Annotated in this window: 24 protein-coding genes; 14 read left to right on the plus strand and 10 right to left on the minus strand. The window is 69.7% G+C overall.

Annotation, left to right across the window (positions count from 1 at the left end; all coding sequences use genetic code 11):
• Window positions 1–32: 32 nt before the first annotated feature.
• From DFR50_RS14905 to DFR50_RS14920, 4 genes are all read left to right on the plus strand, one after another.
• Window positions 33–566, plus strand: a complete 534-nt coding sequence (locus DFR50_RS14905) for a cupin domain-containing protein (protein WP_210208904.1) — start codon at window positions 33–35, stop codon at window positions 564–566.
• Between the two features lie 4 nt (window positions 567–570).
• Entirely contained in the window at window positions 571–1,524 is a 954-nt protein-coding gene (locus tag DFR50_RS14910; protein WP_113890061.1) for a 3-hydroxyacyl-CoA dehydrogenase NAD-binding domain-containing protein, read from the plus strand.
• A gap of 318 nt (window positions 1,525–1,842) precedes the next feature.
• Window positions 1,843–2,343: a YciE/YciF ferroxidase family protein gene (locus DFR50_RS14915; RefSeq protein WP_113890062.1), complete on the plus strand. Its 501-nt coding sequence runs from the start codon at window positions 1,843–1,845 to the stop codon at window positions 2,341–2,343.
• Between the two features lie 120 nt (window positions 2,344–2,463).
• A complete protein-coding gene (locus DFR50_RS14920; protein ID WP_113890063.1) occupies window positions 2,464–2,817 on the plus strand; it encodes a hypothetical protein in 354 nt (117 codons plus the stop codon).
• Window positions 2,818–2,828: 11 nt separating this feature from the next.
• Here DFR50_RS14920 and pcaF read toward each other — a convergent pair whose 3' ends face one another.
• Window positions 2,829–4,028, minus strand: coding sequence for a 3-oxoadipyl-CoA thiolase (gene pcaF / locus DFR50_RS14925; protein WP_113890064.1), 1,200 nt, complete (start codon window positions 4,026–4,028; stop codon window positions 2,829–2,831).
• Window positions 4,029–4,148: 120 nt separating this feature from the next.
• Here pcaF and paaG point away from each other — a divergent pair, with 120 nt between their 5' ends.
• Genes paaG through paaK form a run of 3 tightly spaced genes read left to right on the plus strand, consistent with a single transcriptional unit; the run spans window position 4,149 to window position 6,724 of the window.
• The gene (gene paaG, locus DFR50_RS14930; protein ID WP_113890065.1) at window positions 4,149–4,967 is read left to right on the plus strand and encodes a 2-(1,2-epoxy-1,2-dihydrophenyl)acetyl-CoA isomerase PaaG; all 819 of its coding nucleotides are present in this window, start codon (window positions 4,149–4,151) and stop codon (window positions 4,965–4,967) included.
• A 4-nt stretch (window positions 4,968–4,971) separates the two neighbouring features.
• Entirely contained in the window at window positions 4,972–5,391 is a 420-nt protein-coding gene (paaI, locus tag DFR50_RS14935) for a hydroxyphenylacetyl-CoA thioesterase PaaI (protein WP_245427795.1), read from the plus strand.
• A gap of 22 nt (window positions 5,392–5,413) precedes the next feature.
• Entirely contained in the window at window positions 5,414–6,724 is a 1,311-nt protein-coding gene (gene paaK, locus DFR50_RS14940; protein ID WP_113890067.1) for a phenylacetate--CoA ligase PaaK, read from the plus strand.
• Window positions 6,725–6,810: 86 nt separating this feature from the next.
• Here the strand turns inward: paaK and DFR50_RS32115 are convergent, their stop codons facing one another.
• On the minus strand, window positions 6,811–9,348 hold the full coding sequence (locus DFR50_RS32115) for a S1 family peptidase (protein WP_170153225.1): 2,538 nt from the start codon (window positions 9,346–9,348) through the stop codon (window positions 6,811–6,813).
• A gap of 846 nt (window positions 9,349–10,194) precedes the next feature.
• On the opposite strand from DFR50_RS32115, the gene DFR50_RS14950 reads away from it, so the two are divergent.
• On the plus strand, window positions 10,195–11,208 hold the full coding sequence (locus DFR50_RS14950; RefSeq protein WP_170153226.1) for a transporter substrate-binding domain-containing protein: 1,014 nt from the start codon (window positions 10,195–10,197) through the stop codon (window positions 11,206–11,208).
• Between the two features lie 236 nt (window positions 11,209–11,444).
• Here the strand turns inward: DFR50_RS14950 and DFR50_RS14955 are convergent, their stop codons facing one another.
• The 5 genes from DFR50_RS14955 to paaA are packed head-to-tail and all read right to left on the minus strand — an operon-like array spanning window position 11,445 to window position 15,127.
• Window positions 11,445–12,512, minus strand: a complete 1,068-nt coding sequence (locus DFR50_RS14955; protein WP_113890069.1) for a 2Fe-2S iron-sulfur cluster-binding protein — start codon at window positions 12,510–12,512, stop codon at window positions 11,445–11,447.
• Between the two features lie 7 nt (window positions 12,513–12,519).
• The gene (paaD, locus tag DFR50_RS14960; RefSeq protein WP_113890070.1) at window positions 12,520–13,053 is read right to left on the minus strand and encodes a 1,2-phenylacetyl-CoA epoxidase subunit PaaD; all 534 of its coding nucleotides are present in this window, start codon (window positions 13,051–13,053) and stop codon (window positions 12,520–12,522) included.
• On the minus strand, window positions 13,050–13,814 hold the full coding sequence (gene paaC / locus DFR50_RS14965) for a 1,2-phenylacetyl-CoA epoxidase subunit PaaC (RefSeq protein ID WP_113890071.1): 765 nt from the start codon (window positions 13,812–13,814) through the stop codon (window positions 13,050–13,052). The genes paaD and paaC overlap by 4 nt, the downstream gene beginning before the upstream one ends.
• Before the next feature lie 11 nt (window positions 13,815–13,825).
• Window positions 13,826–14,113 carry a 1,2-phenylacetyl-CoA epoxidase subunit PaaB gene (paaB, locus tag DFR50_RS14970; protein ID WP_113890072.1) on the minus strand — a complete coding sequence of 96 codons (288 nt, stop codon included), beginning with the start codon at window positions 14,111–14,113 and terminating at the stop codon, window positions 13,826–13,828.
• Between the two features lie 24 nt (window positions 14,114–14,137).
• Window positions 14,138–15,127: a 1,2-phenylacetyl-CoA epoxidase subunit PaaA gene (gene paaA / locus DFR50_RS14975; protein WP_113890073.1), complete on the minus strand. Its 990-nt coding sequence runs from the start codon at window positions 15,125–15,127 to the stop codon at window positions 14,138–14,140.
• Between the two features lie 345 nt (window positions 15,128–15,472).
• Between paaA and DFR50_RS14980 the strand changes: the two genes are divergently transcribed.
• A complete protein-coding gene (locus DFR50_RS14980; protein WP_113890074.1) occupies window positions 15,473–16,531 on the plus strand; it encodes a CBS domain-containing protein in 1,059 nt (352 codons plus the stop codon).
• A gap of 78 nt (window positions 16,532–16,609) precedes the next feature.
• Here the strand turns inward: DFR50_RS14980 and DFR50_RS14985 are convergent, their stop codons facing one another.
• A complete protein-coding gene (locus DFR50_RS14985; RefSeq protein WP_210208905.1) occupies window positions 16,610–17,194 on the minus strand; it encodes a hypothetical protein in 585 nt (194 codons plus the stop codon).
• Window positions 17,195–17,345: 151 nt separating this feature from the next.
• The gene (locus tag DFR50_RS14990) at window positions 17,346–18,926 is read right to left on the minus strand and encodes a bifunctional aminoglycoside phosphotransferase/ATP-binding protein (protein ID WP_113890075.1); all 1,581 of its coding nucleotides are present in this window, start codon (window positions 18,924–18,926) and stop codon (window positions 17,346–17,348) included.
• A gap of 186 nt (window positions 18,927–19,112) precedes the next feature.
• Between DFR50_RS14990 and DFR50_RS14995 the strand changes: the two genes are divergently transcribed.
• From DFR50_RS14995 to DFR50_RS15015, 5 genes are all read left to right on the plus strand, one after another.
• On the plus strand, window positions 19,113–20,519 hold the full coding sequence (locus tag DFR50_RS14995; RefSeq protein ID WP_113890076.1) for a bifunctional enoyl-CoA hydratase/phosphate acetyltransferase: 1,407 nt from the start codon (window positions 19,113–19,115) through the stop codon (window positions 20,517–20,519).
• Between the two features lie 189 nt (window positions 20,520–20,708).
• A complete protein-coding gene (locus tag DFR50_RS15000) occupies window positions 20,709–23,510 on the plus strand; it encodes a xanthine dehydrogenase family protein molybdopterin-binding subunit (RefSeq protein WP_113890096.1) in 2,802 nt (933 codons plus the stop codon).
• Window positions 23,507–24,034 (plus strand): (2Fe-2S)-binding protein, encoded by a 528-nt coding sequence (locus tag DFR50_RS15005; RefSeq protein ID WP_113890077.1) that lies wholly within the window; start codon window positions 23,507–23,509, stop codon window positions 24,032–24,034. Before DFR50_RS15000 ends, DFR50_RS15005 begins: the two co-directional genes overlap by 4 nt.
• A complete protein-coding gene (locus tag DFR50_RS15010) occupies window positions 24,031–24,648 on the plus strand; it encodes an Isoquinoline 1-oxidoreductase subunit (RefSeq protein WP_210208906.1) in 618 nt (205 codons plus the stop codon). The genes DFR50_RS15005 and DFR50_RS15010 overlap by 4 nt, the downstream gene beginning before the upstream one ends.
• A gap of 21 nt (window positions 24,649–24,669) precedes the next feature.
• On the plus strand, window positions 24,670–25,776 hold the full coding sequence (locus DFR50_RS15015; RefSeq protein ID WP_113890078.1) for a hypothetical protein: 1,107 nt from the start codon (window positions 24,670–24,672) through the stop codon (window positions 25,774–25,776).
• A 93-nt stretch (window positions 25,777–25,869) separates the two neighbouring features.
• Here the strand turns inward: DFR50_RS15015 and DFR50_RS15020 are convergent, their stop codons facing one another.
• Window positions 25,870–26,448: a Uma2 family endonuclease gene (locus DFR50_RS15020; protein WP_113890098.1), complete on the minus strand. Its 579-nt coding sequence runs from the start codon at window positions 26,446–26,448 to the stop codon at window positions 25,870–25,872.
• Window positions 26,449–26,746 lie beyond the last annotated feature (298 nt).

Consider the following 26,746-nt stretch of genomic DNA (forward strand, 5'->3'; position numbering starts at 1 on the left):
CCTCGTTGCAACGCAAAGACGGAGAACAAATCATGAGTGAGTTCCGGCGCATCGTCACGACGGACGATGAAAACGGAAAGTCGGGCGTGCTGATCGACGGCGTCGCGTCGAACCGCATCACCGTGCTGACCGAGATGTGGGTGACCGGCGACGAGCCCGTCGATCCCCGCGACGGGATCGACCACGCCGAGCGATCGGATCGGCTCGAGCCGCCGGCCGGCGGCACGCTGTTCCGCTACTTCGAAATCGCGCCGGAATCGGAAACCGCCCACCTCTCCGACGCCGAGAAGCGCAAGGCGAACGCGGAATGGTTCGCCGCGATGAACGGCGCGCATCTGCAACCGGACACCTCGCGCCATCCGGGGATGCACCGGTCGAAGACGACCGACTACATCATCCTGCTTTCGGGCGAGATCACGCTGCTGCTCGACAAAGAAGAAAGAACGTTGAAGCCGTTCGACTGCGTGATCCAGCGCGGCACCAACCATGCATGGGTCAATCGGGGGTCGGAGACCGCGCTGCTGGTCGCCGTTCTGGTCGACGCCGACACCGCCAGCCGAGGGTAAGCCCATGACCACGATCGCCGGTGTCGCGCGCGTGACGGTGCTGGGCGCCGGCACAATCGGGGCGAGTTGGTGCGCCTTGTTTCTTGCGAAGGGACTCGACGTCGTCGCCTACGACGTCGGTCCCGACTGCGAACGGGCGCTCCTCGCATTCGTCGAGGCGGCCTGGCCGCTCCTCGGCGAACTCGGGTTCGCGCCCGACGCCTCGATCTCGCGTCTGCGCTATCGCTCCGACCTGTCCGCAGCCTGCGCGGGGACCGACTTCGTGCAGGAGTGCGCCCCGGAACGCGCGGACCTGAAGGTCGCGCTGCTCGAGACCGTGGATGGCCTGATCCGGCCGGATGTGCTCATCGCGTCGAGTTCGTCCGCGCTCACCGTGAGCGAGATGCAGACTCGGTGTCGCCACCCCGAACGGGTCGTGCTGGGCCACCCCTTCAACCCGCCGCACATCATGCCGCTGGTGGAAGTCGCAGGCGGCGCAAAGACGGCGCCCGAGGCGCTGGACCGCGCGACGAGGTTCTATGAAGCGCTCGGCAAGTCGCCCATCCGCCTCAACAAGGAAGTGTACGGCCACGTCGCGAACCGTATCCAGGCGGCCGTGTTCCGCGAGGCGATCCACCTCCTCGCGAGCGGCGTCGCCAGCCTCGTCGACATCGACAAGGCGATCACGGACGGTCCCGGTTTGCGCTGGGCGCTGATGGGTCCGTTTCTGACCTATCACCTCGGGGGCGGGGTCGGCGGCATGGCGGCCTTCATGCAGCAATTCGCCCCGGTGCAGCAGAAGCTCTGGGCCGAACTGGGAAGCCCCGCGCTCGACGAAACCTTGCAAGCCGAGGTCATCGAGGCGATGCGGCGCGAAGCGGGCGGCCGGGCCATGGCCGATCTCGTCCATCGCCGCGACGAAAGCCTCGTCGCGTTGCTGAAGAGTCGCAGCGACGCCGCCGCCGAGCGCGACGACTGACGCCCGCAAAGGGACGGACACATGGCCAGGACGAGGGTCGTCTTATCCTGCGCGATCCACACTGGCGGCGGGCAAACAGCAGATGCCGTTCGCGACGCAGTCGGCCCTGCTCGGCGGCTGCGTCCGCGTGGGTCTCTGTCACGCCGCCGGTAACGGATCGGCCGGCGCTCAGCGCCGACGCCGACGTCCGGCGCCGGCGCGTCGCGCCCGTTGCGCTTGCCGGCGGTCTCGGGGGGGGAGAAGAGGCGACAGCGCGCGGAACCAATGGTGCGCCCGAGTGTTGAGGCGGCGGGACACGAAGCCACCAGGGAGTCCGCCATGCCCACCCGCAAGACCGCCAACCCGCTCGAGGACCTGTTCTCCGAGACCCTCAAGGACGTCTATTTCGCCGAGAAGCAGATCCTGCGCGCCCTGCCGAAAATGGCCAGGGAGGCGACGACTCCGGAACTGAAGCAGGCGTTCGAAGCCCACCGCGAAGAAACCGAGGGGCAGATCGAACGCCTCAACCAGATCTTCGAGCAGATCGGCAAGCCGGCACGCGGCAAGACCTGCGAGGCGATCCTCGGCATCATCGAAGAGGCGAAGGAGTTCATGGAGGCGTTCAAGGGAACCGACGCCCTCGACCCGGCGCTGGTGGCCTCCGGCCAGACGGTCGAGCACTACGAGATCAGCCGCTACGGAACGCTGAAGAGCTGGGCCAAGGAGCTCGGCTTCGACGAGGCGGCGAAACTGCTCGACGAGACGCTGCAGGAAGAGATCAAGACCGACAAGCTTCTCAGCACGCTCGCCACGCAGGGCCTGAATCGCAAGGCCGCGTGACGCGGAATCTGCGGTCCCATCCGCACGTGGGGCGGGACCGGGCGCGGAGCGCTCCTCCCGGACCACGGGCAGGGACCGGAGGAGCAGGGCGTCTCCCCCTTCGACAGACGGAGAACGGCCATGGAAACGACCGCGAAGCCGCATGAGAAGCAAGGCGAGCCGGGCGGGCGAGGCGAGTCGGCCGACGGCGCGCAGCTTCCCGATCGGCTGAAGGCGCCGCCGACGGACGCGCGTCCAGCGCCCGACGCCGTCGCCCATTCCGGCGACAGAGTCCCGGTCGCGGACGCGGACCGGGCGCGCGCCTTCGAAAACATCAAGAGCGCCGCCCGGTTCTTCGGCGTCGCCATGCAGGAAACCGACTGGCGGCAATTGGGGCGAAGGCCGCACGTCGGCCGGACCGCTGAGGATCGCAAGGCGTCCGCCCGCAAGGCGGTCACGCGCAAGCGGGGCGAGCCCGAGCCGCCCGAGACCTGACGCGCCCCCGGCTACACCCGCTCGATCGCCAGCGCGACCCCCTGTCCGACCCCGACGCACATCGTGGCGAGGCCGTAGCGGCCGCCGCGCCGGCGCAGTTCGAGCGCGAGGGTTCCCGCCAGGCGCGCGCCCGACATGCCGAGCGGGTGGCCGAGCGCGATCGCGCCGCCGTTCGGATTGACATGGGCGGCGTCGTCGGCGAGGCCGAGCCCGCGCAGGCAGGCCAAAGCCTGGGCGGCGAAAGCCTCGTTCAGTTCGATCGCGTCGAAGTCCGCGGGCGTCAGGCCGAGCCGGCGGCAAAGCGTCTGCACCGCCGGAACCGGGCCGACGCCCATCACCCGCGGCGCGACGCCGGCGCTGGCGTAGCCGAGCACGCGGGCGATCGGCGTCAGCCCGTGCGCCGCCGCCGCCGCCGCCGAGGCGACGACCAGCGCCGCCGCGCCGTCGTTGACGCCGGAGGCGTTCCCCGCGGTGACGCTGCCGTCCGGCCGCACGATGCCGCGCAGCTTCGCCAGCGCCTCGAGGGTGGTGGCGCGCGGGTGCTCGTCCCTCGCCACACTCGTGACGGCGCCCTTGCGGTCCCTGATCTCGAGCGGAACGATCTCGGCCGCGAAGGTTCCGTTCGCCTGCGCCGCCGCCGCGCGCGCCTGCGATCTCAGCGCGAAGGCGTCCTGGTCCTCGCGGGAAATCCGGAAGTCGTCGGCGACGTTCTGCGCCGTCTCGGGCATCGAGTCGGCGCCGTAGAGCGCCTTCATCCGCGGGTTGACGAAGCGCCAGCCGATCGTCGTGTCGAACGTCTCGGCCGAGCGCTGGAACGCCGTCTCGGCCTTGCCCATGACCAGCGGCGCGCGGGTCATCGATTCGGCGCCGCCGGCGAGGGCGAGCTCGATCTCGTCCGCCTTGATCGCCCGCGCGGCGGCGGCGACCGCGTCCATGCCCGAGGCGCACAGGCGGTTCAGCGTGACCCCGGACACGGCGTCCGGCAGCCCCGCGAGCAGGAGCGCCATGCGCGCCAGGTTGCGGTTGTCCTCGCCCGCCTGATTGGCGCAGCCGAGCGCCACCTCCTCCACCGCCCCGGCGAGGCCGGGGTTGCGCCGCAGAAGCTCGCGCACCGGGATCGCCGCGAGATCGTCGGCGCGCACGGTCGCGAGCGCGCCGCCGTAGCGCCCGATCGGCGTGCGGACATAGTCGCAGAGGAAGGCTTCGCTCATCGGTCCCTGGTTCCGCCCCGGCGCCACGCGCTCCCTGCCGCGCAGATTGCGATTGCCGGCGGGTCGGTCAATCTATAGTCCGCTCCCAAACAAGCTCGCAATCGTCTCGGGAGGACGACCATGGCGGACGCCGCCGACCCATCGCCGCAACCGGTCCTCATCGAGGCGCAGGAGGGCGGCGTGCTGACGCTGACGCTGAATCGCCCCGACCGGATGAACGCCTTCAACGTCGCGCTGCACGAGGCGCTGGCGGCGGCGCTGCGACGCGCGGCGGAGGACCAGGATTGCCGCGTCGTCCTGCTCACCGGCGCGGGCAAGGGCTTCTGCGCCGGCCAGGATCTCGCCGACCGCGCGGTCGCGCCGGCGGGCCAACGGCCCGATCTCGGCGAGACGATCGAGACCCGTTACAATCCGCTGGTGCGCGCGTTGCGCGCCCTGCCGAAGCCGGTGGTGTGCGCGGTCAACGGCGCCGCCGCGGGCGCAGGCGCCAGCATCGCGCTCGCCTGCGACATCGTCGTCGCGGCGAAATCGGCGAAATTCCTGCAGGCGTTCGCGCGCATCGGCCTCGTGCCCGATTCCGGCGCCACCTGGTTTCTGCCCCGGCTCGTCGGCGAAGCGCGCGCCCGCGGCCTGATGCTGCTCGCCGATCCGATCGGGGCCGAACAGGCGGAGGCCTGGGGCATGATCTGGCGCGCGGTCGACGACGACCAGGCGATGGGGGTCGCGCGCGAGCTCGCCATGCGGCTCGCGGCCGGTCCGACCCACGCCTACGGCCTGATGAAGCGCGCCTTTCTCGCTTCGTCCGCCAACAGCCTCGACGCGCAGCTCGATTGCGAGCGCGACCTCCAGCGCGAGGCGGGCGCGGCCGACGAATATGTCGAGGGCGTGCGCGCCTTTCTGGAAAAGCGGCCGGCGGACTTTCGCGGCCGCAAGGGCTGACCCGGTGTCGCCCCAGGACATCGCGCGCAGGTGCGCCGATCTGATGTCGGCGGAAGACAACACGGTGCAGCGACACGCCATCCGGATCGAGGCGGTCGGTCCGGGCGAGGCCTCGCTGTCGATGCTCCTGACCGCGGCGATGACCAACGGCCACGGCACGGGCCACGGCGGCTTCATCTTCCTGCTCGCCGACACGGCCTTCGCCTACGCCTGCAACAGTCACAACCAGCGCTGCGTCGCGCAGCACTGTTCGATCACCTATCTCAGGCCCGCCCGCGAGGGGTCGAGGCTCACCGCGACCGCGCGTGAAGTGCGGCGCGTCGACCGCAGCGGCGTCTACGACGTCAGCGTCGCCGACGAACAGGGGACGCCGATCGCCGAGTTCCGCGGCATCAGCCGCACGGCGCCGGGGACGTTCTTCTGAAGCGCAAAGGGGGGACCCGCCGATGACGACTTTCGCCTCCCGGACCCAGAGCCTCGATCCGATCGAGATCGCCTCGCGCGACGAGATCGCGGCGCTCCAGCTCGCGCGGTTGAGCCGCACGCTGCGCCACGCCTATGACAACGTGCCGCATTATCGCGCGAAATTCGCCGCCGCGGGCGTCCGCCCGGAGGACTGCCGCAGCCTCGACGACCTGAAAAAATTCCCGTTCACCACCAAGACCGACCTGCGCGACACCTATCCGTTCGGCATGTTCGCGGTGCCGCAGGAGCGCATCGCGCGCCTTCACGCCTCCTCCGGCACCACCGGCAAGCCGACGGTCGTCGCCTACAGCAAGGCGGACCTCGACGTCTGGTCCGAGGTGGTGGCGCGGTCGATCCGCGCCGCGGGCGGCCGGCCCGGCATGAAGGTTCACGTCGCCTACGGCTACGGCCTGTTCACCGGCGGCCTCGGGGCGCATTACGGCGCGGAGCGGCTCGGCTGCACGGTCATTCCGGTTTCGGGCGGCATGACCGAGCGCCAGGTGCAGCTCATCCATGATTTCAAGCCGGAAATCGTGATGGTGACGCCATCCTACATGCTGGCGATCCTGGACGAGTTCCGCAGGGCCGGCCTCGATCCGCGCGCCTGCAGCCTCGAGGTCGGCATCTTCGGCGCCGAGCCCTGGACCAACGCCATGCGCGCCGAAATCGAGCAGGCCTTCGACATGCACGCGGTCGACATTTACGGCCTTTCGGAGGTCATGGGGCCGGGCGTGAGCTGCGAATGCGTCGAGACCAAGGACGGGCCGCACATCTGGGAGGACCACTTCTATCCCGAGGTCATCGATCCCGAGACGGGCGAGGTCCTGCCCGACGGCTCGCCCGGCGAGCTCGTCTTCACCTCGCTCACCAAGGAGGCGATGCCGATCATCCGCTACCGCACCCGCGACCTGACCAGGCTCCTGCCGGGCACGGCGCGCTCGATGCGCCGGATGGAGCGGATCGCCGGGCGCTCGGACGACATGATCATTTTGCGCGGCGTCAACCTGTTCCCGTCGCAGATCGAGGAGCAGACGCTGAAGTGCGAGACGTTGTCGCCGCACTTCCAGATCGAGCTCGGCCGTCACGAGCGCATGGACGCGATGACGGTGGTGGTCGAGGCGCGGCCCCATGCGGCGAGCGCAGCCGAGCGCGAACGCGGCGCGCGCGAACTCGCGCACCACATCAAGTCGGTCGTCGGCGTGACGGCGGCGGTGCGCGTGGTCGATCCCGGCGGCGTCGAGCGCTCGCAGGGCAAGGCGAAGCGGATCGTCGACCTGCGCCCGAAAGACTGAGGCGGGCCGTCCGGGCGCGCGCGCCGCCTGCGCGCGCCCTGGGGTGTCTCGACGTCCCCCGCGCGCCTGTTCGCGCGGGGTCTCCACTACGCGGAGCGCGGCCCGGAGGGCGCGCCCCGCCTGCCGCCGGGACCGGCGCGCGCCCGGCTCCATTTCCGTACGGAGGCCAGGCCGAAGAGCGCCCCGAAGCCGATGGCCCCCATGACGGCCATCGAGGGTTCGGGGATGGACGTCGATGGAAAATACGTTGGCGGGTCCGGGAAGACCGAATGGATCATCTTGGAGATTGGATCGGGAGGTTGCGGAAGGGGGCTGGGCGGGGGCGTCGACGCCAGCGAACGCACCACCGGCGCCGGCGCCGGCGCCTCCGTGGTCGCCGGGGCGCTGGCAAAGCTCCACAGGGACGGCAAGGAACTCGCGGCGCTCGGCGCGGCGCTTCCGTTGTCGGGGCTCTCGACGCCGAGCGGTCCGCTCGCCGAATCGGAGGTGGCTGGCAGCGCCAGCGAGTCGCTGCTTGCCAAGGAATGAGAATGAGCGTGCTGCGCCGGAGCCCCCGGCTGCGGCTCCCCGTCCCCGGGCTTGGGGCCAGGATCCGCCGGCCCGGCGGCTTCCGTTCCGGCCCCTGAAGCCGCCGGACCGCCCGCCGTTGATCCCGGGGTCGCCGATCCGCCGGCCGACGCGCCGGTCGGAGCGGCGGCGGACGCGCCGGGCGAAGCGGCGGCGGACGCGCCGGCCGGAACGGCGGCGGACGCGCCGGTCGGGGCGGCGGCGGGCGACGCCGGCGTGGCTGCGGCGGAGGAGCTCTTGAACCCCAGAGCGGACCCCAGCGCGGACACCATCGGGCCGACAGACGTGCCGACGCCGGCGCCGACGCCGACGCCCAGCCCGCTCGTCAACAGGCTCTGCACGCCGCCCGGAGCCTTGATGCCTGTCAAGCTCTGCAGGCTCTTCAAGGGGTCGGAGCCCCCGGAGCCCCCGCTGTGATTGACCTCGCCCGAGTGGTTGACCGCGCCGGTGTGATTGATCTCGTGTTCGAACCTGAAGTTCAAATTGACCGGGATCCCGCCCTCGGCGCCAACCGGGAGGATGCCGCCGCCCGGCGAGCCGTCCGACCCGACTCCGGACACGACGTTGATGCGCAGGTTGAGTTGGACGGGAACGGTGACCGGCGCGCCGTTCGCTGCTGGCAATGTCGCGCTTGCGCCGCCGGTCAGGGCCGCGAACTGCGCGGAGAGATCCGGCGGACCGCCGCCCGCCAGGCCGGCCAGGCCCGCCAGAGCGCCGCCGGCGTCGGACGCCTTGCCCGGGGCGGCGCCGCCGAATGCGGCGCTCGCCGCCTTGGCCAGGGGGTTGTCGCCGAACAGGGCGCCGGCGGCCTGGCCGAGCGATGTGCCGCCGAGCGCATCGTGCGCCGCCTTGCTGATGGCGTTGTTGCTGGCGGCCGCCCGCGCCAGCTTGGCCAGCGACGAGTCGCCGAGCGCGTTGAGCGCCGCCTCCTCGATCGAATTGCCCTTGAGCGCCTCCAGCGCGGCTTTCTTGACGCGGTCGGCGACGGCGGCGTCGCCGCCCTGGGCTCTTGCGTCCGGCTGATGGGCGCCGGAAACGGGCGCGCCGGCGTCCGGCGACGTCTTGCCGGCGTCGGGTTCGGCCGCGCTTGCCTGGCTCGCCAGCATCGCCGCGCCGCCGAGCGCGGCCAGCGCCGCCGCTCCCTCGAGCGCGAACTTCCACCATTCGGCGCCGCGCGCCGAGCTCGGGCGGACGGACGAGGCGAAATTCACGCCGGCCTCGACGATGTGCGGGTCTCCAGCCATCTCCCAGGCGGGCGCCGCGTAGTTCGCCTCGAGGTAGCGCGACGTGAAGTGAAGTCCGATGACGTTTCCGGTCTCGAGGTCGATGATCGCCGCGCCGGAGTTGGCGCCGAGCGTCGAGGCGTCATGGGCGAAGGCCGACACTTCGTGGCCGAAACTCGCCAGCGACCGGCGACCGACGCCTCGTCCCGGACTCATCCTCTTCGCATTGGAATTGCCCCGGAAAACCCGTTCCTGGACTCCCGAAGCGTTTCGCCAGTCGAACGCGGGATAGCCGAGAAGGACGACGTCCCGATCCGCAAATTCGTCGTCGGCGTCGACCTGAAGGGACAACGCCGGATGCGCGTCGGTCAACCCCTCCACCCGCAGCAGGGCCATGTCCCAAAAGGGGTGGATCATCGCCACTTCACGCACCGGCATGGCGTCGCCGCCACGGTCGGGGCCGTGGTCGAAATCGATCGCCGCGCTTCTCCCGGACAGGAACATCAGCTTCTTGCCGACGCCGACGCTGAAGAGTTCGGCGATATGGCGATTGGTCATGACCAGGTCGGGGCCGACGACGAAGCCTGCGCCGAAGAGCGGATGCCCCGGGTAGCCGTCGACCTGGATCCGCCCGACGGAACGGAAGAGCGGCTTCAGCCGCGCGCGCACGTCCTCGTCATTGAGGCGCGACCACGCCGGGTTCGCGACCGGGCCGTAGTCGTTCGCCACAATCTCGAGGGCGGGGCGATAATCGGGGATGACGATCGCCTCGATCGCGAACTGTTCGGCCTCGTCGAGAGGTTCCCCTGCGTCCGCTTTCCGCAGAGCGGTCATGATCCTGTCGTGGTCGTGCGGCTCAAGCGCCAAGTGATCCAACGGCGCCGCCGCTTCGAGCCGCTTCGAGCCGGACGCGCGCCTAAGAAACTCAGTGACCTGCAGGGAACGGGTAGACATTCAAATCACCGTCGGCGTGCGCGTTTCATCCCGTACTTTAAGTTAACAGTGAGACAAGCACGCTACAAAAGAGTCAAGGGCATCGGCCTCGTAAGTTCGTGAAACGCTGGGTCGCCGGACTGCCGATAGTGAGCGTCGATTGAAAAGCGGAGGCTGCGAAGGGTAACTTCCCCAACGTCAGCGTCGTGGGAGAAATTCTCCCGCTTCACCAAAATCATGACGCGTCGCAAAAAATTCATAATATTGTTTAGACCCAATAGCGCCGTCTCTTTCCCCCTGACGCCGCGCTTGCAGTACGCTTGGCGATCTGGTAATTAGTTTACGTCGTAATCTTGTTGGATAAGAGACCCTCGGTGTCAGAAGAATGGCCTAATTCCTCGTTAGCGCCGTGCCCAAGGATCGATAAAATCCACAATATGACTCACGTTTTATTTATTCAGATAAACATTTATTCTCGAATTGTGCTCATTACTGCAATTACAACTAAAAAAAATCAACCAGAATGAGCAAGTTGATGCCCGGTTACGCACTCGCTGACGCCAGCATCATCGCTAATATGGGGGGCATAGGCTTATGGTTCGCAATATACATGATCTGCTGAGTCGGCAATTGGGTTTTCACTACGACTGGTTACGTGTTTTCCGCGCGCTCGCTCTTCTGTTACCCCTGCTGGCGGCGCCTGCAACCGCGCAAACCGGCTCCACGGCGCCAAATGGCGTCAATGATTTGGCGGTCGCAACGCGCGTCGTGCCGCCCTTCGTCATCAGGGACGGTTCCGGGGAGCTTTCCGGCTTCAGCGTGGATCTGTGGCGCGCGATCGCGAGCGAAGCGGGGATCAGGAGTCACCTGCAGCCCTACTCCACTCTGATCGAACTGCTGGACGCCGTGAGAAGCGGCGGGAACCCGGTGGGCATCTCGGCCGTCTCGATCACCGCCGAGCGCGAGAAGACGCTCGATTTCTCCCAGCCCATGTTCCGCTCCGGCCTGCAGATCATGGTGGCGTCGGAAGGGGGCGGCATGCTCGACTGGCTCAACGCGCTGCTGTCGCCGCGGCTGTACGCGGCGATCGGCCTGGCGTTGGTCGCGCTTCTCGTACCGGCGCACGTCGCGTGGCTGACGCACCGCTTGTCCGGGTCGTCGCATTGGCCGGTCTCTCGGTCCTACTGGCCGGGCGTCGCGCAGGCGTATCGATGGACGGCGGAAAAGGTGCTGCTCGTGGCCGAGGGCAGGCCGGGCGGCGCCGCGGGCTGGCTGTTCAACTACATCTGGACGTTCACCTGCCTCGCAGCCTTCGCCTCGGTCACCGGCTTGCTCGCGAGCGCCATGACCCTGTCGTCGCTGCGAACCGACATCAAGGGTCCCAACGACCTCGCGGGCAAGCGCGTGGCCGCCGTCAGCGGCTCGACCGCCGTCCCCTTCCTCAGGGCTCTCAACGCATCGGTGATGCAATATCCCAACTTCGTCGAGGCCGCCGCCGCCGTGAGCAACGGCGCCGACCAGCATGACGCGCCTGTCGCCGTCGTCTATGACGCGCCGGTGATGCAATACTTCGTCAACAACGACGCCACCCACAAGTTCAGTCTGGTCGGCGCGCCGTTCAAGACGGAGAACTACGGCGTCATCTTCCCGCTCAACTCCGAGCTGCGGCACTCGGTCAACGCGGCTCTGCTGAAGCTGACCGAGAACGGCACCTACCAGCAGATCAGCGAAAAGTGGTTCGGAAAGCCGTCCGCGCAATAGCATGGACGCGCGATCGGGGAAACGCGGGGCCGATCGCCTCGCGCTCGCCTGCTCGCTGGCCCGGATCGACCTCGCCGATCCGCGCGCACGGGGTCCGTGTCCCCCTCGAACGTCCTTCGACACGCTCGAGACGAGGTCGGGAGAAGCGGCCCGGCTGTGACGGCGGGACGCAAATGGCCACGCAAGCCCTTGCCGTCGCTCGAAACCAACTCGAAAACCGGTCTCGCCGGCTTTTCTCACGCCGCGTCGAAGTCCAGCGTCACGGCCGGCGTCAGCGGCCGGGACTGGCAGGCGAGCACGAAGCCGGCCTCGAGCTCCCAGGGCTCGAGCGAGTAGTTGACGTCCATCGCGACCGCGCCCGCCAGCACCTTGCAGCGGCAGGTGCAGCACATCCCGCCCTTGCACGAATGGGGGATCTCGAACCCCTGCCCGTGCGCCGCCTCGATGATCAGCCGCCCCGGCTCGACCGCGATGCGGCGCGAGCGGCCTTCGAGGATGCAGTCGACCTGCGCTTCCCCCTCGTGCCCGGCGCGCGCCGGCGCCGGCCCGGGGGCGGGCGGGAGCGCGCCGTCGGTGGAAAAGCGTTCCGCCTTGATCCGCGACGGCTCGACGCCGGCGGCGAGGAGGGCCGTCCGCCCGTCCTCGATCATGCCGAACGGGCCGCACAGGAACCAGGCGTCGACGTCGGCCGGCGCAACGATCGTGCGCGCGAACAGCGCGACGCGCGCGCCGTCGATCCGACCGTTCAGCAGGTCGAACGCCTGCCGCTCGCGCGACAGCACGTGAAAGACCGCCAGGCGGCCGAGATAGCGGTCCTTGAGGTCGTCGAGCGCCTCGCGGAACATGATGCTCGCGCTCGTCCGGTTGCCGTAGACGAGGGTCGCGCGCGCCCTCGCGTCGGCTGCGAGGGTCGAGCGGACGATCGAGATCACCGGGGTGATCCCGGAGCCGGCGGCGAAGAAGGCGTAATGCCGGTCGGCGCCGATCTCGGCGGTGAACCGCCCTTCGGGCGGCGCGACGTCGAGCCGCGCCCCGCGCCCGAGCGATTCGGCCGCGAAACGCGAGAACCGGCCGCCCTCGACCGCGCGGATCGCGATGCGCAGTTCGCCCTCGTCCGCCCCCGAGCAGATCGAGTAGGACCGCCGGCATTCCTCGCCGTCGATCGTGACCCTGACGGTCAGATACTGGCCGGGCTGAAACGCGAAGGCGCCGCGCAAGCTCTCGGGCACCGCGAAGGCGAGCGACACGCTGTCCGCCGTCTCCTGCCTGCGGTCGACGATTTCCAGGGAATGGAAGCGGCTCATCGGCGTCTCAGATGCATTTGAAGTGGTCGAACGGCTCGCGGCAGGCGCGGCAGCGCCAATGCGCCTTGCAGGCGGTCGAGCCGAATTCGGACACCCGCTCGGTGTCGGGCGAGCCGCAGCGCGGGCAGACGACGTCGGGTGACGGCGAAAACAGCGCGCGCTTGCCGGAGGCCCGCTCCGGCGGCGATATCCCGCAGGCGCGCAGTTTTTCGCGCGCCGCCTCGCTCATGCGCTCGGTCGACCACGCCGGCGTGTTGGTCAGCTTCACGCGCGCCTCGGGAAAGCCGTCCCTGGCGAGTTCGGCCTCGATCCCGAGCGCGATCGCCCCCATCGCCGGACATCCGGAATAGGTCGGCAGAATCGTGACCGTCACCGTCCCGGCCTCGTCGATGGCGACGTCGTGCAGGATGCCGAGGTCGTCGATCCCGAGCACGGGGACTTCCGGGTCGGTCACGCGCGCCGCCGCGGCGCGGGCGGCCTGTAGCCGCGCGCGTTGAGCGCGGGCGCGGTCAGCGACCGGGTCGACGGGAGCTTGGCTCACCACCGTGCGTCCGGATAGGCCCGCTGCAGATACTGCAGCTCCGCCAGAATGTGGCCGAGATGCTCGCTGTGCCGGCCGGCCTTGCCGCCGCGCTGCCCCCGCGGTTCGGCCGGCTTCGCGAGCCGCGCGCGGGCGAGGACGTCGTCGACCGCGGCGTCGAAGTCGTCCCGCAGGGTCGAGGGATCGACGCCGAAACCGGAGGCGGCGACGGCGCGGTCGAGGTCGTCGGCCTCGAACAACTCGGGAACATAGGGCCAGAGATCGTCCAGCGCCGCCTGCGCCCTCTCGTGGCTTTCGTCGGTGCCGTCGCCGAGCCGGATCATCCATTCGCCCGCATGACGCAGATGGTAGGTCGTCTCGCGCGCCGAGCGGGTCGCGATCCCCGCCGTCTCGGCGTCGCAGGACGCCGCGAGGCGCTGGTAGAGCGGCGTCGCGAAGCCTGCGAAGATCAGATGGCGCGCCATCGTGTCGGCGAAATTGCCGTTGGGCTGCTCGACGAGGAGCGGATTGCGGTAGTCGGGCTCGGCGCGGCGGTAGGCGAGGTCGGTCTCGTCGCGCGCGCCGCCCTCGAGTTCGCAGGCGCGGGTGTAGAAGAGGCGCGTCTGGCCGATCAGATCGAGCCCCAGATTGGCGAGCGCGATGTCCTCCTCGAGCGTCGGGGCGCGCGACAGCCACTCGGTCATGCGATGGCCGAGAACGAGGGTCGTGTCGCCCAGGCGCATCAGCCAGGCGGCGCGGGGATCGCAGGAGGCGAAGCTCATGAGCGAAAGCCTCACATGTGGCCGACGTCGTCGGGCACGTCGTAGAAGGTCGGATGCCGGTAGATCTTGGTCGCCGTCGGTTCGAACATCATGTCCTTCTCCGCGGGGTCGGAGGCGACGATCGCCGAGGACGGGACGACCCAGATCGACAGCGTCTCGCCGCGGCGGGTGTAGACGTCGCGCGCCGCCTGCAACGCCATCATCGCGTCGTGCGCGTGCAGCGAGCCGACGTGGCGATGGGCGAGCCCGTTGCGCGGTCGGACGAACACTTCCCACAAGGGGGTCGCGGTTTCGGTCATGGTCGGGATCCTCATGGCTTTGCGTCAAGCGGCGCGCTCGTTCGCGCCGCGGCGCTTTGCGGCGTAGGCGGCGGCGGCCTCGCGAACCCAGGCGCCCTCGGCCTCGGCTGCCCGGCGATGCTTCAGCCGCTGCCGGTTGCACGGGCCGTCGCCGCCGAGCACACGGGCGAACTCGTCCCAGTCGATGGCCCCGTGCTCCCAGTGGCCGGTCGCCTCGTTGAAGCGGAGATCGGGATCCGGGATCGTGAGGCCGAGGGAATGCGCCTGCGGCACGGTGGCGTCGATGAATTTCCGCCTCAGGCCATCATTGGTGAAACGCTTGATCTTCCACTTCATCGACAGCTCCGAATGGGTGCTGTTCGAATCGTGCGGGCCGAACATCATGATCGAGGGCTGCCAGAAGCGGTTCAGCGCGTCCTGGGCCATGGCGCGCTGCTCCGCGCTCCCGCGGCACATCGCGACCATGATGGCGTAGCCCTGCCGCTGGTGGAACGATTCCTCCTTGCAGACCAGGATCATGGCGCGGGCGTAGGGGCCGTAGCTGCAGCGGCAGAGCGGGATCTGGTTCATGATCGCCGCGCCGTCGACGAGCCAGCCGATCGCGCCCATGTCGGCGTAGTTCAGGGTCGGATAGTTGAAGATCGACGAATATTTGGCCCGGCCCGACAGCAGCTGGTCGTAGAGCGCCTCGCGCGTCACCCCGAGCGTCTCGGCCGCCGAATAGAGGTAGAGCCCGTGTCCCGCCTCGTCCTGGATCTTGGCCAGGAGCTGCGCCTTGCGCGCGAGCGTCGGCGCGCGCGTCACCCAGTTGCCCTCCGGCTGCATGCCGATGACCTCGGAATGGGCGTGCTGGGAGATCTGCCGCACGAGCGTGCGGCGATACTGCGCCGGCATCCAGTCGTTGGGCTCGATCTTCTCCTCGGCGTCGATGCGCGCCTGGAAGGCGGCGAGCCTGTCCGGGTCCTCGGCCTCGACCGCCGCCGGATCCGTGCTGTTCAGCCCCTGGGCGTACATGGCGTTCCCCCGCGTGCGGACGACGGGCTCTCGCGGCCCGGGACGGCGAACTATGCATCCATTTCCAGCCGAGATCACTCCCAACATGGAGGCGGCGCCGGGAAGGCGCCGGAACGCAACCGCCCGAGGTCGCCGGGTGGGCCCGCCCGGCAGGCGACGGGCGCCGCCATCGAGGGTTCCCATCGCTGCGCCCGCCCGACCGCGGCGCGATCCGCCGTTTCGAAAGACCTTGCATCGACAGGCGATTTGTGTGTCAACGTCCGGTCGTCTGGCCGGCGTACGCGTCCGGGCGCTGGGGCGCTCGCACGGCGTCCCCCACAGCGCGAAAAAATCCGAGGACCGAGCATGACGCACACCCAATCCGAGAGCGCCCTGCGCCTGCGCGCGAGCGACCTGATGACGGCGCCGGCCATCGTGGCCGAGGAGACCGCGACGATCCGCGAGGTGGCGCGGCTGATGCTGGAGAAGGGGGTGGGCGCGATCCCGATTCTCAACGCCTCGGGCGAAGCGATCGGCATCGTCAGCGACGGCGACCTGCTCGGGCAGAACGAGGCGCGCCGCGCCTGGTGGCTCGGCATGCTGGCCGAGGGATCCGGCGCCGACGCGGCCTTCGCCAGCCACGGCGACCAGCCGGTGCGCGGCGTGATGTCCGCGCCGCTCGTCACCATCGGCCCGCAGGCGTCGGCGCAGGACATCGCCGAGGCGATGATCGCCCATCGCGTCAAGCGGCTTCCGGTCATCGACAACGGACAGGTGATCGGGGTCGTCAGTCGCGCGGACCTCCTGAAGGTGGTCGAGAGCCTTCCCAAGGCCCGTCTGGACGAGGAGCCCGGCGCGGGTTTCCTGAGCTTCCTCGAATCCCTGATCGGCGGCTCGTCCCTGCGCGGCGGGCTTGACCGGCCGACCGCGTCGCATGGCGACGGCGCCGCGATCCGCATGATGCAGGCGCCGGCCGCGGCGCCCCCGGCGGCGCTGGCGGTTTCGGCAACGGACTTTCGCGCCCGGGTGAACTCCTTCAAGTCGGAGACGGTCGACCACAAGGAGAGAGAGAAAAAAGCGACCGAGCTCGACCGGCGGCGCCAGGTGAAGGCGCTGGTCGATCGGCATGTCGACGCGCAGCTCTGGCAGGACATGCTCGATCACGCCAGGCTCGCCGCGAGCGAGGGCGAGACGGAGTATCTGCTGCTCCAATTCCCCTCGGATCTGTGCACCGACGGCGGCCGGCGAATCGACGTCGCCGAGGAGGGTTGGGAGGAGACCCTGCGCGGCGAGGCCGCCGACGTCTACGACCGCTGGCGCAAGGAGCTCAAGCCGCAAGGCTTCGGCTTCAGCGCCCGGATCGTCTCCTACGTGGACGGCGTCCTCGGCGACATCGGCCTGTTCCTGACCTGGGGCGGCGGGTAGGCGAGCCGAGGCAGGCGCGAAAAACGCCGCCTCGTCCGGAACGAGGCGGCGCGTCGGTTCGCGACTCGGAGGCGCGCGCTACTGCTGCTGCGCCTTCTTGCCGATGCGGCTCTTTGACGCCCTGTCGCCCGCCGCGACCGCGTCGGCCTCGCACATGTAGGCGCCCTGCTTGGTCACGCCGTAACTGCGCGTGCCCGCGTAGTGGTAGATGTGCGACTTGGTGTTGAGCCAGACCACCGTGTCGCTTGGGCAGCGCGCCTTGGCCTCGGCCTCCGTGCTGAATTCGCCTGCGCCCGTGGGCTTGGCCATCGGCTTCATCGGCGCAGGCGCGGGAGCGGGCTTGGGCTGGGCCGCCTGGGCGGGCGCAGGAGCCATCGGCGCGGGCGCGGGGGCGGGCGCGGCCGCCGGAGCGGGAGCGGCCGCCGGAGCGGGCGCGGCTGCCGGAGCGGCGGCGGCCGGAGCGCTCGCATGGCGGGTCCGGCAACCCTTCAGGAACTCCTGCCAGGTCTGCCCGTTGGTGGTGTTGCTCGCCTTGGCCGCCTGCCACTCGGCGCCGCACGCCTTCATGACGCTCTCGGCCCTCGCCGCGCCGGTCGCCGTCAAACCCATGGCCGCCGCGACGAGAAACGCCGCCGCCGCGGTCCTGAACGATTGGATTCTCATGTTCACTCCCCGAGTTCGCTCCGGTCGCAAAAGCCCTTCGACTCGAAGGCCAGATGTCGGCGATGCGGCGAATGGCCGGGCTCGCGCCGCCATGCCTGAATTCCGCTGAACCCGGCATGAACAGGAGGTAACAACGATTTTACGAAGTCGGTCAAGTGATGCCCGGCCCCTGCCCCGCGATCGAGTCGGGTTCGAGGCCGAGCCTCGCGGCCGCGCGCGCGACCGTCGCGCCGAGCGTCCCGGAGGCGTCGACCGCGCTCCATCCCCGTTCGGCGAGCGGGTCGGCGCTCTGGCGTTCCGCGACCGCCCGATCGGCGTCCGACGCGTCGTTTCCGCGCGACGAGACCCGGTCGATCCGGACCGCGAGCGGCGCCTCGAGAAAGAGGCCCTCGAAGGCGACGCCGACCTCGGCGGCCGCGCGGCCGGCCGCGGCGCGGGCCGCGCCCGAGGCGAAGGTGGCGTCGAGCACGACTGCGGCGCCGGCGCCGAGCGCGCGCCGCGCCTTGTCCTCGAGGCGACGATACACCGCCGCGGTCGCCTCCGGCGCATAGGCGTCCGCCGGCAGTCTGACCGTCTCCGCCACGCCGCGCATCGCCTTGCGCTCCGCGTCGCTGCGCAGCCACAGGGCGCCCGGCGCTCGGCCGAGGCGCGGCGCGAGCGTCTCGCCGAGCGCGCTCTTGCCCGAGCCCGAGAGGCCGCCGATCGCGACCAGCCGGGGCGCGACATAGGCGAGGAATCCCGCGGCGAGCGTGAAATAGCCGCGCGCCAGCCGGAACGCCGCCTCGCGCTCTGCGTCCCGAAGGCGGTCGCCGCGCGCGGCCTCCACTTTCGCCCGGATCGCGGCGCGCAGGCTCAGAAAGACCGGCAGCGCGGCAAGTCCCGCGAGCGCTTCCGGCGGTTCCGGGGCCAGATAGCGGTTGAGCAGCCGGTTGGCGGCCCGTCTGAGGCCGCGCGCCTCGAGGTCCATGATGAGGAAGGCGAGATCGTACAGCACGTCGCCGCTGGCGATCGCGTCGGAGAACTCGACCGCGTCGAACAGCACCGGCTCGCCGGCGATCAGGGCGATGTTGCTCAGGTGCAGGTCGCCGTGCCCGCGGCGCACGAAGCCCTCGCGCCCGCGCCTGAGCAGGGTCGGCCGCGCCACCGCGAAGGCGAGACGCGTCTCCCGCGTCAGGCGGCGCGCCTGGGCCTGCGGGAAGAGGTCCGGCCGCGCGGCGAAGGCGGCGTCGTTCTGCTCGATATAGGTCTCGAGTTCGGCGGCGGCGCGCGCCCCGTCGCGTGAAGGGGCGCGGGCGTGCGCGCCGCGAACCGCGCGCGCGATCGCGTCGACGAGGGCGTCGGAAAGGCCTTCCCGTTCTGCGATCCGGTCGAGCGTCGCGCGCTCGTCGAACCGGCGCATGTGGCAGAGCCACTCGACGACCTCGCCCTCGCCGCCGATCGTCAACTCGCCGGACGTTTTGACGACCGGGAGCGCGGCGAGATAGACGCCCGGCGCGTTGTCGCGATTGACGGCGATCTCCGCCTCGCAGGCTTCCCGGCGCTTCTCGAGGGTCGAGAGGTCCATGAACGGAAACCTGACCGCCCGCTTCACCTTGTAGGCGTCGTCGCCGGCGAGAAAGACAACCGCGCCCGCGGTGTCGATCCGCTCGACCGGCCCGCGCGAGCCGTGGGTCGCGGGATCGGCGAGGAAGCGGAATGTCGCCTCCTGTCCGCTGTCGTCGGGTCCGGTCATGGCGAGGCTCCGGAACGGCGACGCCAAAGGCCTGCGACCTTGCGCGTCCGGCCGAACCCTATAGACATCGGCGATCGAGTCCACGGTTTGATCGGCGTCAATCCGCGCCGGCCGCGACCTGGGCTAAGGAAAGGCCGGGGCGGAGATCGCGTCCGGGACTTACCGGCCGCGACAGGGGAGCGGTTCATGTCCGAGGTTGGTAACCGTCCGTTCGACCAGTTGGAGGTCGGCCAGGAGGAGCGGTTCGTCCACACCCTGACGCCCGAGGATTTTTCTCTGCTCGCGACCCAGGCGGCCACGATGGGCGCCGGTCTCGTCGATCCGGCGGTCGCCGCCAGCCGCGCCTTCGCCGTCGACGCCGGCCAGACCGGCTGGGCGAGCGCGCTGATGAACGCCCTGATCGCCGGGCGGCTGCCGGGCTCGGGCACGAAGCTGGTCAGCCAGACGATCGAGACGACCACCCCCGCCCGGCCGGGCGATGTGATGACGATCGTCGCCAAGGTCACCGGCAAGGCGCCGGAAGGCCGGCGCGTCACCGTCGGCGTCCGCGCCACCAACCAGCACGGCGACCTCGCCATGTCGGGAAGCGCCGAGGTGGTGGCGCCGAAGAAGGCGGTCGTCGCCGAGCCGCGCGAGGACTATGTGACGGAGATGCGCGAGAAGGGCCGGCGCTACCGGCAGCTGATCGAGGCCACACGCTCGATGAAGGCGATCCGGACCGCGATCGTGCATCCCGTCGACGAGGCCTCGCTCGCCGGAGCGGTCGAGGCCGCGCGCGAGGGCCTGATCGAGCCGGTGCTGATCGGGCCGGAAGCCAAGATCCGCCAGGCGGCCGCGGCCCACGGCGTCGACATCGCCGGCTTGAGGATCGTCGCCACGGAACACAGTCATGCGGCGGCGGCGAAGGCCGTGGCGATGGCGCGGTCGGGCGAGGTCGAGGCCCTGATGAAGGGCGCCCTGCACACCGACGAACTGATGCACGAGGTGGTCGCGGCCGACACCGGCCTGCGCACCGCCCGCCGCATCAGCCACGTGTTCGCGATCGACGCGCCCGCCTATCCGCGAGCGCTGTTCATCACCGACGCCGCGGTCAACATCTATCCGACGCTGATCGACAAGCGCGACATCGTCCAGAACGCCATCGACCTCGTCACCGCGCTCGGCGTCGTCACGCCGAGGGTCGCGATCCTGTCGGCGGTCGAGACCGTCTCGCCCGACATCCGCTCGACGCTCGACGCTGCGGCGCTGTGCAAGATGGCCGACCGCGGCCAGATCACCGGCGGCGTGCTCGACGGGCCGCTCGCCTTCGACAACGCCGTCTCGCTGGAGGCGGCGCGCACCAAGGGCATCGTCTCGCCGGTCGCGGGACAGGCCGACATTCTCGTCGTGCCCGATCTCGAGGCCGGCAACATGCTGGCCAAGCAGCTCGTCTATCTGGCCGACGCCGACATGGCCGGCATCGTGCTCGGCGCGCGCGTGCCGATCATCTTGACCAGCCGCGCCGACAACACCGTCGCCCGCCTCGGCTCGGCGGCGATCGCGCTGATCCTCGTGCGCAGCCGTCTCGCGCGCAAGCCGCCGTCCGAGGCCTGAGCCGGGCCGTCGGCTTGCTATCATCGCCGGCTCTTGCTAACATGTTTGCAGTGGATCGGGGACGGTTTTTTCGCAAGGAGACTGATTCAGGTCCAGGCCGCCGAAGTCGAACGGCCAGCTATTGGCTTGCCTTCTGGTCGAGTCTCGCACCGAGACTGTGGAGGAAATGCCGAGTTGAGGCAGAATTCGATGCCCATGTCGCGGCGCAATTTCGTTCGCTCGGTGGTCGCGAGCGGAATCACACTCAGCTTTACCCGTCTGGCCGGCGCAGCGCCGCTCGATTTCGACACACGCGAGACAATGCCGGGGCGCGGGAGCTGGAATCCGGCGATCCATGCGGCCGGCCGCATCGACGGCGTCGCCAAGGTGACGGGCGCCAAGCTCTACGCATCCGACTTCCGCGCCGGGGACATGCCGGGCTGGCCGTCGAAAACGGCGCACGCGCTCATGCTGCGCGCGGCCGACGCGACCCATGTCTTCCGCGGCCTCGACCTCTCGGCGCTCGGCGGAGCGCTCGCTCCGACGGCGCTCGTCACCGCCGCAGACGTCGCGCGGATCGGCGTGCGGGTTCCCGCGTTTTACGAAGGCGACCTGTTCTGCCCGGTCGACACGACGCCGCTCTATCTCGGCCAACCGCTCGCGCTGCTTGTGTTCGCAGACTTCGACCTGTTCGACCAGGCGCGCATGGCGTTGCGTGACGCGGCCTTCGCAAAATTCGGCGAGGAAACCGCCCCGGTGGAGACGCCCGGCTACGGCGCGTTCCGCTTCACCCGCGTGGGAGGGCCGACGCCCGAGGCCCCCGATGTTGTCTCGCCGGTCAAGGACGGCTGGGTCAGTCCGGGAAAATTCGAGACGGCGCCGAACGGGAAGCGCCCGATCTGGGCCCGCCTGCCGATCCCGACGGGACAGGATTACGCCAGGGTCGCAGCCATCGGCGAGCAGATACGCGCGGACCTCGCGACGCACGACCCGGCGGTGCTGGTTCTGGATCGTGAATTCCGGACCCAGTCGGTCGATCCGATGTTCCTCGAGCCGGAAAGCGCGCTGGCCTGGTACGACGCCGGGCGCGAGACTCTCGAACTGGTGCTCGGGGTTCAATCCCCGTACGAGGCGGCGGATTCGGTCGCCTTCATGCTCGGCGCGGCTGACCAGGCTGTTCGGCCGAAGCGCATCGCCATGCACTTCGCCTCCTGCGGCGGCGGGTTCGGCGGCCGCGACCACACGCCGTTCCCACTCTACGCGGCGCTGGCGGCGATGTTCGTTCCGGACCGTCCGGTCCGGCTGGCGAACACGCGCTTCGATCAGTTCCAGTCCGGCGTCAAGCGGCACGCCTTCGCGATGCGCACCCAGATCGGGGTCGAGCGCGCGACGGGCAAGATTGTCGCATTCGCCGCCGACCACGCGCTCGACGGGGGCGGGCTGGCCAATTTCTCCGCCAACGTCGCGACCGTCGGCGCCAACGCCGCGCTCGGAATCTACTACGCCCCGAAGGCCGACATCACGACCTACGCCTTCCATTCGCGCGGCGTGACCGCGGGCTCGATGCGCGGCTACGGCACGGTGCAGACGATGACCGCGCTCGAGACCCTGGTCGACGAGATCTGCGCGACGCTGCCGCTCGACCCGATCGCGTTCCGCCGCCGCAACGCCCTCGCGACCGGCGGGAAAACCCTGGCCGGCAACGCCTATATCGTGTCGGTCCGGACGCCGGAGATCCTCGACAAGCTGGAGGCGCATCCGATCTGGCGCGACCGCGCCGACGCCAGGGCCGGCGCCCCTGCTGGCGTCCTCGTCGGAACCGGCGTCGCCTGCGCCGCCAAGGACTACGGCTCCGGCGCGGACTGCTCGCTCGGATCGGTCGCGATCGACGCCCGCGGGATGATTTCGATCGCCTGCGACTCGGTCGAGATGGGCAACGGGATCGGCACCGCGGCGGCCAACCGGGTCGCGGCCCATCTCGGCCGCATCGCCGACGAGGTCGCGACCGCCCGGATCGACGCGTTCGACCCGCTCGGCCTCGTCACCTCGAGCGACCCCTACCGGATCAGTCAGGAGATGCAGGACGCCGCGCAGCAGAACCCGCGCTGGGTCCCGGCCATCAGTTCCGCCAGCACCGCTTCCATCGGCGCCCATGTCGGAACGCATGCGGCGGCCGAGGCCGCGCGCATCGTCTTCCGTTACGGACTGTGGCCGGCGGCGCTCGATCTGTGGCGCGTGCCGAAGTCCGATCCGCTGGCGGGAGCGTGGCGGCAAGCGTTGTGGAAAGACGGCGAACTCGTCATGCCCGGGTTGGCGCCGCTCGCCCTCGCCGATCTCGCCGCCCGGGCGCACGCGCAAAACGGCGTCACGGCCGCGATGACGCACGGCTTCAACCGCTGGGCCTGGTCGAGCGCCGCCTTCCGGGTCGACGACGAGGAGGCGTGGTCGGCTGACATCGACGCCCTCGCCGTGCGGCGCGGAAGCGGCGATTTCGTCCGTCTCGACCGTTCTGCGGTCGCGTTCCCGCCGACCGACTACAACCGGATCGGGACCAGCTACGCCTCGCTCTGCGGCGCCCTGGTGCGCGTGGAGGTCGAGCGGGCGACCGGCGCGATCCGCATCGCCAGGGCTTACAGCGTCCTCGAATGCGGACGGGCGCTGGCGCCGGAAATCGTGATCGGCCAGGCGCAAGGGGGCTTCGCCATGGGGGTCGGCTACGCGCTGCTCGAATCGTTGCCGCCCTACGAGGGCGGACCCGGCGACGGAACCTGGAATCTCGGGCGCTATCTCGTCGCCAGGGCCTCGGACCTGCCGTTGCACGCGCTCGAGGTCGAGGTGCTGGCGCCGGTCGAACCGGACGAACGCCCGAAGGGCATGGCCGAGGTGGTGATGATTCCCGTCGTCCCGGCGCTGCTCAACGCGATCTTCGACGCGACCGGCTGCCGTTTTCGCTCGCTGCCGGTGACGCAGGCCATGCTCGCGGACGCGATCCGAACCGGAGCGCCGCGATGAAGTCGATCACCGTCACCGTCAACGGCGTCGCTCACGGTCCCAGCGCGGTGCGGGACGACCTGTCGATGAACGATTTCTTGCGGGAATATCTCGGCGTCACCGGCGTCAAGTTCGGCTGCGGCGTCGGACAGTGCCTCAGTTGTGCGATCATCGTCGACAATGCCGACGGCGCGAGCGAAACCAGCCCGACCTGCATCGTTCCAGCCGCGAGCTTCGACGGCAAGGCGATCCGCACCGTGGAAGGCCATGCCAAGGGCGGCGAATTGTCGGCGTTGCAGCGGGCGTTCATCAACCACTTCGCCTTCCAGTGCGGCTATTGCACCGCCGGGTTCCTCAATGAAGCCCAGGTCCTGCTGGAGCGCCTGGCGAGGACGCCGATCGCGCGCGCCGATCTCGAAAGAACCATCGCCGAGGCGCTCGACGGCCACCTGTGCCGCTGCACCGGCTACGTGAAATATCACGAGGCGGTGCGCGACGTCGTCCTTGCGGATTCCGCGCTTTATCTTCGCAAGGGGTCGCCGTGACGAGCCGCCTCGCCGTGTCGTCGCTCGTCGCGGCCGCAGCCCTGCCGACCGTCGTTCTGACTGCTTTCGCGGCGACGCTCGCCGCGCCGGCCCCCCTTCGCAGCGTCGACAGCTTTTCGTCGATCAGCGATCCGGCCGAGCGGTCCGCCGCCTATTTCGTCGAGCTCGGCAAAGTGCTGACCAGTCCGCGCTGCATGAACTGCCATCCGGCCGGGGACCGTCCGCGCCAAGGCGACACGGCGCGCCTGCATCAACCCCCGGTCGAGCGCGGACCGGACGGACTCGGACTTCCGGCGCTCCGATGTCCGGTCTGCCATCAGGCGGCGAATTTCGAACCGGCGCGGGTCCCCGGCAATCCGGCCTGGCGGCTCGCGCCGCGCGAGATGGGCTGGGAAGGAAGGACGCTCGGAGAGATCTGCGCCCAGATCCGGGATCCGGCGCGAAACGGCGGCCGCTCGCTGGCGGCGCTCGTGGAGCATGTCGGCGGCGATCATCTGGTCGGCTGGGCGTGGGCGCCCGGATCGGGCCGCGAGCCGGCCCCGGGGACGCAGGATCAGGCGAGGGCGCTCATCTCGGCCTGGGTCGAAACAGGGGCTGAGTGCCCGCGCCCGTAGTCGGGGATGAGGAGACGGTCAATGAAGTCATTTGGAAAAGCGCTCGGCGGCGCCGGCGCAGCGATTGCGGTCGCCGTCGCGCTCGGCGCAGCGCCAGCCGACGCCGACATGGCGTCGAGCCGCCTCGGGGAGATCGTCGGCGTCGAGACGTCGAGCCCGGCCGAGGTCGGCGTCGCCAACATCCTCGCGCTCAACACGACCATGTTCGAACTCTACACGAACGCAGCGCGGTTGTTCCAAAACACCATTCGGGCCGAACATCCGATCGTTCTCGGCCTGTTTACCGGCGCGGGCGGACGCTTCCTGCTCTATCGGCCGGGCATGGCGCCGCTCGAAGCGCCGCCGGTTCCGATCACCTATCAATTGCTCAAGTCGGTCGGCCACAGCACCATGGCGCTGACCGAAGTGGTCCTTCCCTATCTCGACAGCCCCGACGACCGGACGTGGCGCGGCCCGCTGCTCGCGTACCGCAGCCGCATGCAGTCCGCCCTCGACGGGCTCGACGCCGCGCCGATGCGCGAAGACTGGAAGCCCGTTAGCCGGGCGATCCTGCAAAACAACATCGCCTTCATGGACGCTACGCTCGCGGCGAACGCGATCTCGGCCGATCTGTTGCAGGACTTCGCCAAGAAGCAGGGACCGCTGTTGAAAAAGAACGTCGCCTGGGCGGCGCAGACGCAGGTCGAGCACTGGATGGACGTCCTCGCAGGCTGGAAGGCGATGCTCGGCGACGCATGGAACAAGACTTACGCGGCGAGCAATACGATCTATGTCACCCGGCAAAACAACGTCCTGTTCGCCGTGCTGGCGCAGTTTTTCCCGCCCGAGGCGATCAACGATCGACTTCTGCTGATCGAAACCATCTCGTTCACCACGACGCCGGACGACATGATGGAGTCGATGACCCGGATCATCGCCGACCGTTCGGTCGGCGCGGCCTTTTTCGGCGACTACCATCTGATGGACTACGAATTGATGGGCGGCGACGCCCGCCAGGTGGTGATCGACGAGGACAAGAAGCGCGACATTCCGGTCAATCTGCCGCCGATGGCGCCGTTCGGCTCGCATCAATGGCCGGCGCTGATCACCCCGGGACCGGGGCCCAAGACCCTGTCCGATCTGCCGTGACGGGAAGCGGGTCGGCCGTCGGCCGCCTCACGCACCGGGTCGTCGCGCCGCGGGCGCGGCCGGCCTTCCGGCGACGGCCGCCAGCGGCGCCGGTCACGCCAGGAGCGCGCCGACGTCGATCGCGACGCCGGGGACGAGGGCCGGCGCGAGCGGCCCCGAGGTCAGCCGTTGCGTGAAGCCGTAGGCCCCGCCGTCCGGCTGGCGGTAAACCTCGACCGCGGCGCCCCGCAGATCGGCGATCCAGACTTCCGGCACGCCGAACCGGGCGTAAAGCGGAAGCTTTGTCCCGCGGTCATAGGCGAGAGAGCTCTCGGAGACCTCGACCAGGAGGAGGACGTCGGCCGCGCCGGGGTGGCGATCCTTGTAGTCGCCGTTCCTCGGCCGCAGAAGCATCACGTCCGGCTCGGGCTCGTTCCAGGCGTCGAGCCGCAGCGGGCCCCGCACGCTGACGAGGGCGAGGCCGTCGGCCGCGGCGCCGGCGAACAGCCGGTTGAGCCGGTTGGTCTTTCCGGCGTGCGCGCTGCCGATCGGCGGCTTGGCGAAGATTTCCCCTCCGATCAGCTCGACGTGGTCGTCTGGCGTGAGGATTCCGGCCTCGGCCATCCGGTCGTAGCCGTCGACGTCGAAGCGGCGCCGGGCGGGGGCTTGCCGACGATCGAGAATGTCGCGCATGAGATCCTCTTCGAGGCGCATCAGTGTACGCGTGACCGTCGGAACCGGCAAACCGTCGCCGCAGGTTGGCGAGCGCGGAATCGATGCGCCAGAAGAACCCATGGCTGACGAGTTTGACAAGCCAGCCTTTGCGTCCGGACCCTCAGGCAGGCGCCATAGCGCGGACTTTGCCACCAGATTGCGCCGGCCCCGGCAGAGAAATCATACGGTTTCCGCGTGATTGACTCGATGGTTGGGGATTCCTGAAGCGGAAACAGCGTGATAGATAGAAGGGCCATGATTCGCGGGAGGCGGGCAT

The sequence above is a fragment of the Roseiarcus fermentans genome, from assembly GCF_003315135.1.
GTDB lineage: Bacteria > Pseudomonadota > Alphaproteobacteria > Rhizobiales > Beijerinckiaceae > Roseiarcus > Roseiarcus fermentans.

Bases quoted from the DNA above. Each gene is read 5' to 3' on its own strand.
- DFR50_RS14905 (WP_210208904.1), top strand. From the start codon at position 33: ATGAGTGAGTTCCGGCGCATCGTCACGACGGACGATGAAAACGGAAAG.
- DFR50_RS14910 (WP_113890061.1), top strand. From the start codon at position 571: ATGACCACGATCGCCGGTGTCGCGCGCGTGACGGTGCTGGGCGCCGGC.
- DFR50_RS14915 (WP_113890062.1), top strand. From the start codon at position 1,843: ATGCCCACCCGCAAGACCGCCAACCCGCTCGAGGACCTGTTCTCCGAG.
- DFR50_RS14920 (WP_113890063.1), top strand. From the start codon at position 2,464: ATGGAAACGACCGCGAAGCCGCATGAGAAGCAAGGCGAGCCGGGCGGG.
- pcaF (WP_113890064.1), bottom strand. From the start codon at position 4,028: ATGAGCGAAGCCTTCCTCTGCGACTATGTCCGCACGCCGATCGGGCGC.
- paaG (WP_113890065.1), top strand. From the start codon at position 4,149: ATGGCGGACGCCGCCGACCCATCGCCGCAACCGGTCCTCATCGAGGCG.
- paaK (WP_113890067.1), top strand. From the start codon at position 5,414: ATGACGACTTTCGCCTCCCGGACCCAGAGCCTCGATCCGATCGAGATC.
- DFR50_RS32115 (WP_170153225.1), bottom strand. From the start codon at position 9,348: ATGACCGCTCTGCGGAAAGCGGACGCAGGGGAACCTCTCGACGAGGCC.
- DFR50_RS14955 (WP_113890069.1), bottom strand. From the start codon at position 12,512: ATGAGCCGCTTCCATTCCCTGGAAATCGTCGACCGCAGGCAGGAGACG.
- paaC (WP_113890071.1), bottom strand. From the start codon at position 13,814: ATGAGCTTCGCCTCCTGCGATCCCCGCGCCGCCTGGCTGATGCGCCTG.
- paaB (WP_113890072.1), bottom strand. From the start codon at position 14,113: ATGACCGAAACCGCGACCCCCTTGTGGGAAGTGTTCGTCCGACCGCGC.
- paaA (WP_113890073.1), bottom strand. From the start codon at position 15,127: ATGTACGCCCAGGGGCTGAACAGCACGGATCCGGCGGCGGTCGAGGCC.
- DFR50_RS14980 (WP_113890074.1), top strand. From the start codon at position 15,473: ATGACGCACACCCAATCCGAGAGCGCCCTGCGCCTGCGCGCGAGCGAC.
- DFR50_RS14985 (WP_210208905.1), bottom strand. From the start codon at position 17,194: ATGAGAATCCAATCGTTCAGGACCGCGGCGGCGGCGTTTCTCGTCGCG.
- DFR50_RS14990 (WP_113890075.1), bottom strand. From the start codon at position 18,926: ATGACCGGACCCGACGACAGCGGACAGGAGGCGACATTCCGCTTCCTC.
- DFR50_RS14995 (WP_113890076.1), top strand. From the start codon at position 19,113: ATGTCCGAGGTTGGTAACCGTCCGTTCGACCAGTTGGAGGTCGGCCAG.
- DFR50_RS15000 (WP_113890096.1), top strand. From the start codon at position 20,709: ATGCCCATGTCGCGGCGCAATTTCGTTCGCTCGGTGGTCGCGAGCGGA.
- DFR50_RS15005 (WP_113890077.1), top strand. From the start codon at position 23,507: ATGAAGTCGATCACCGTCACCGTCAACGGCGTCGCTCACGGTCCCAGC.
- DFR50_RS15015 (WP_113890078.1), top strand. From the start codon at position 24,670: ATGAAGTCATTTGGAAAAGCGCTCGGCGGCGCCGGCGCAGCGATTGCG.
- DFR50_RS15020 (WP_113890098.1), bottom strand. From the start codon at position 26,448: ATGCGCGACATTCTCGATCGTCGGCAAGCCCCCGCCCGGCGCCGCTTC.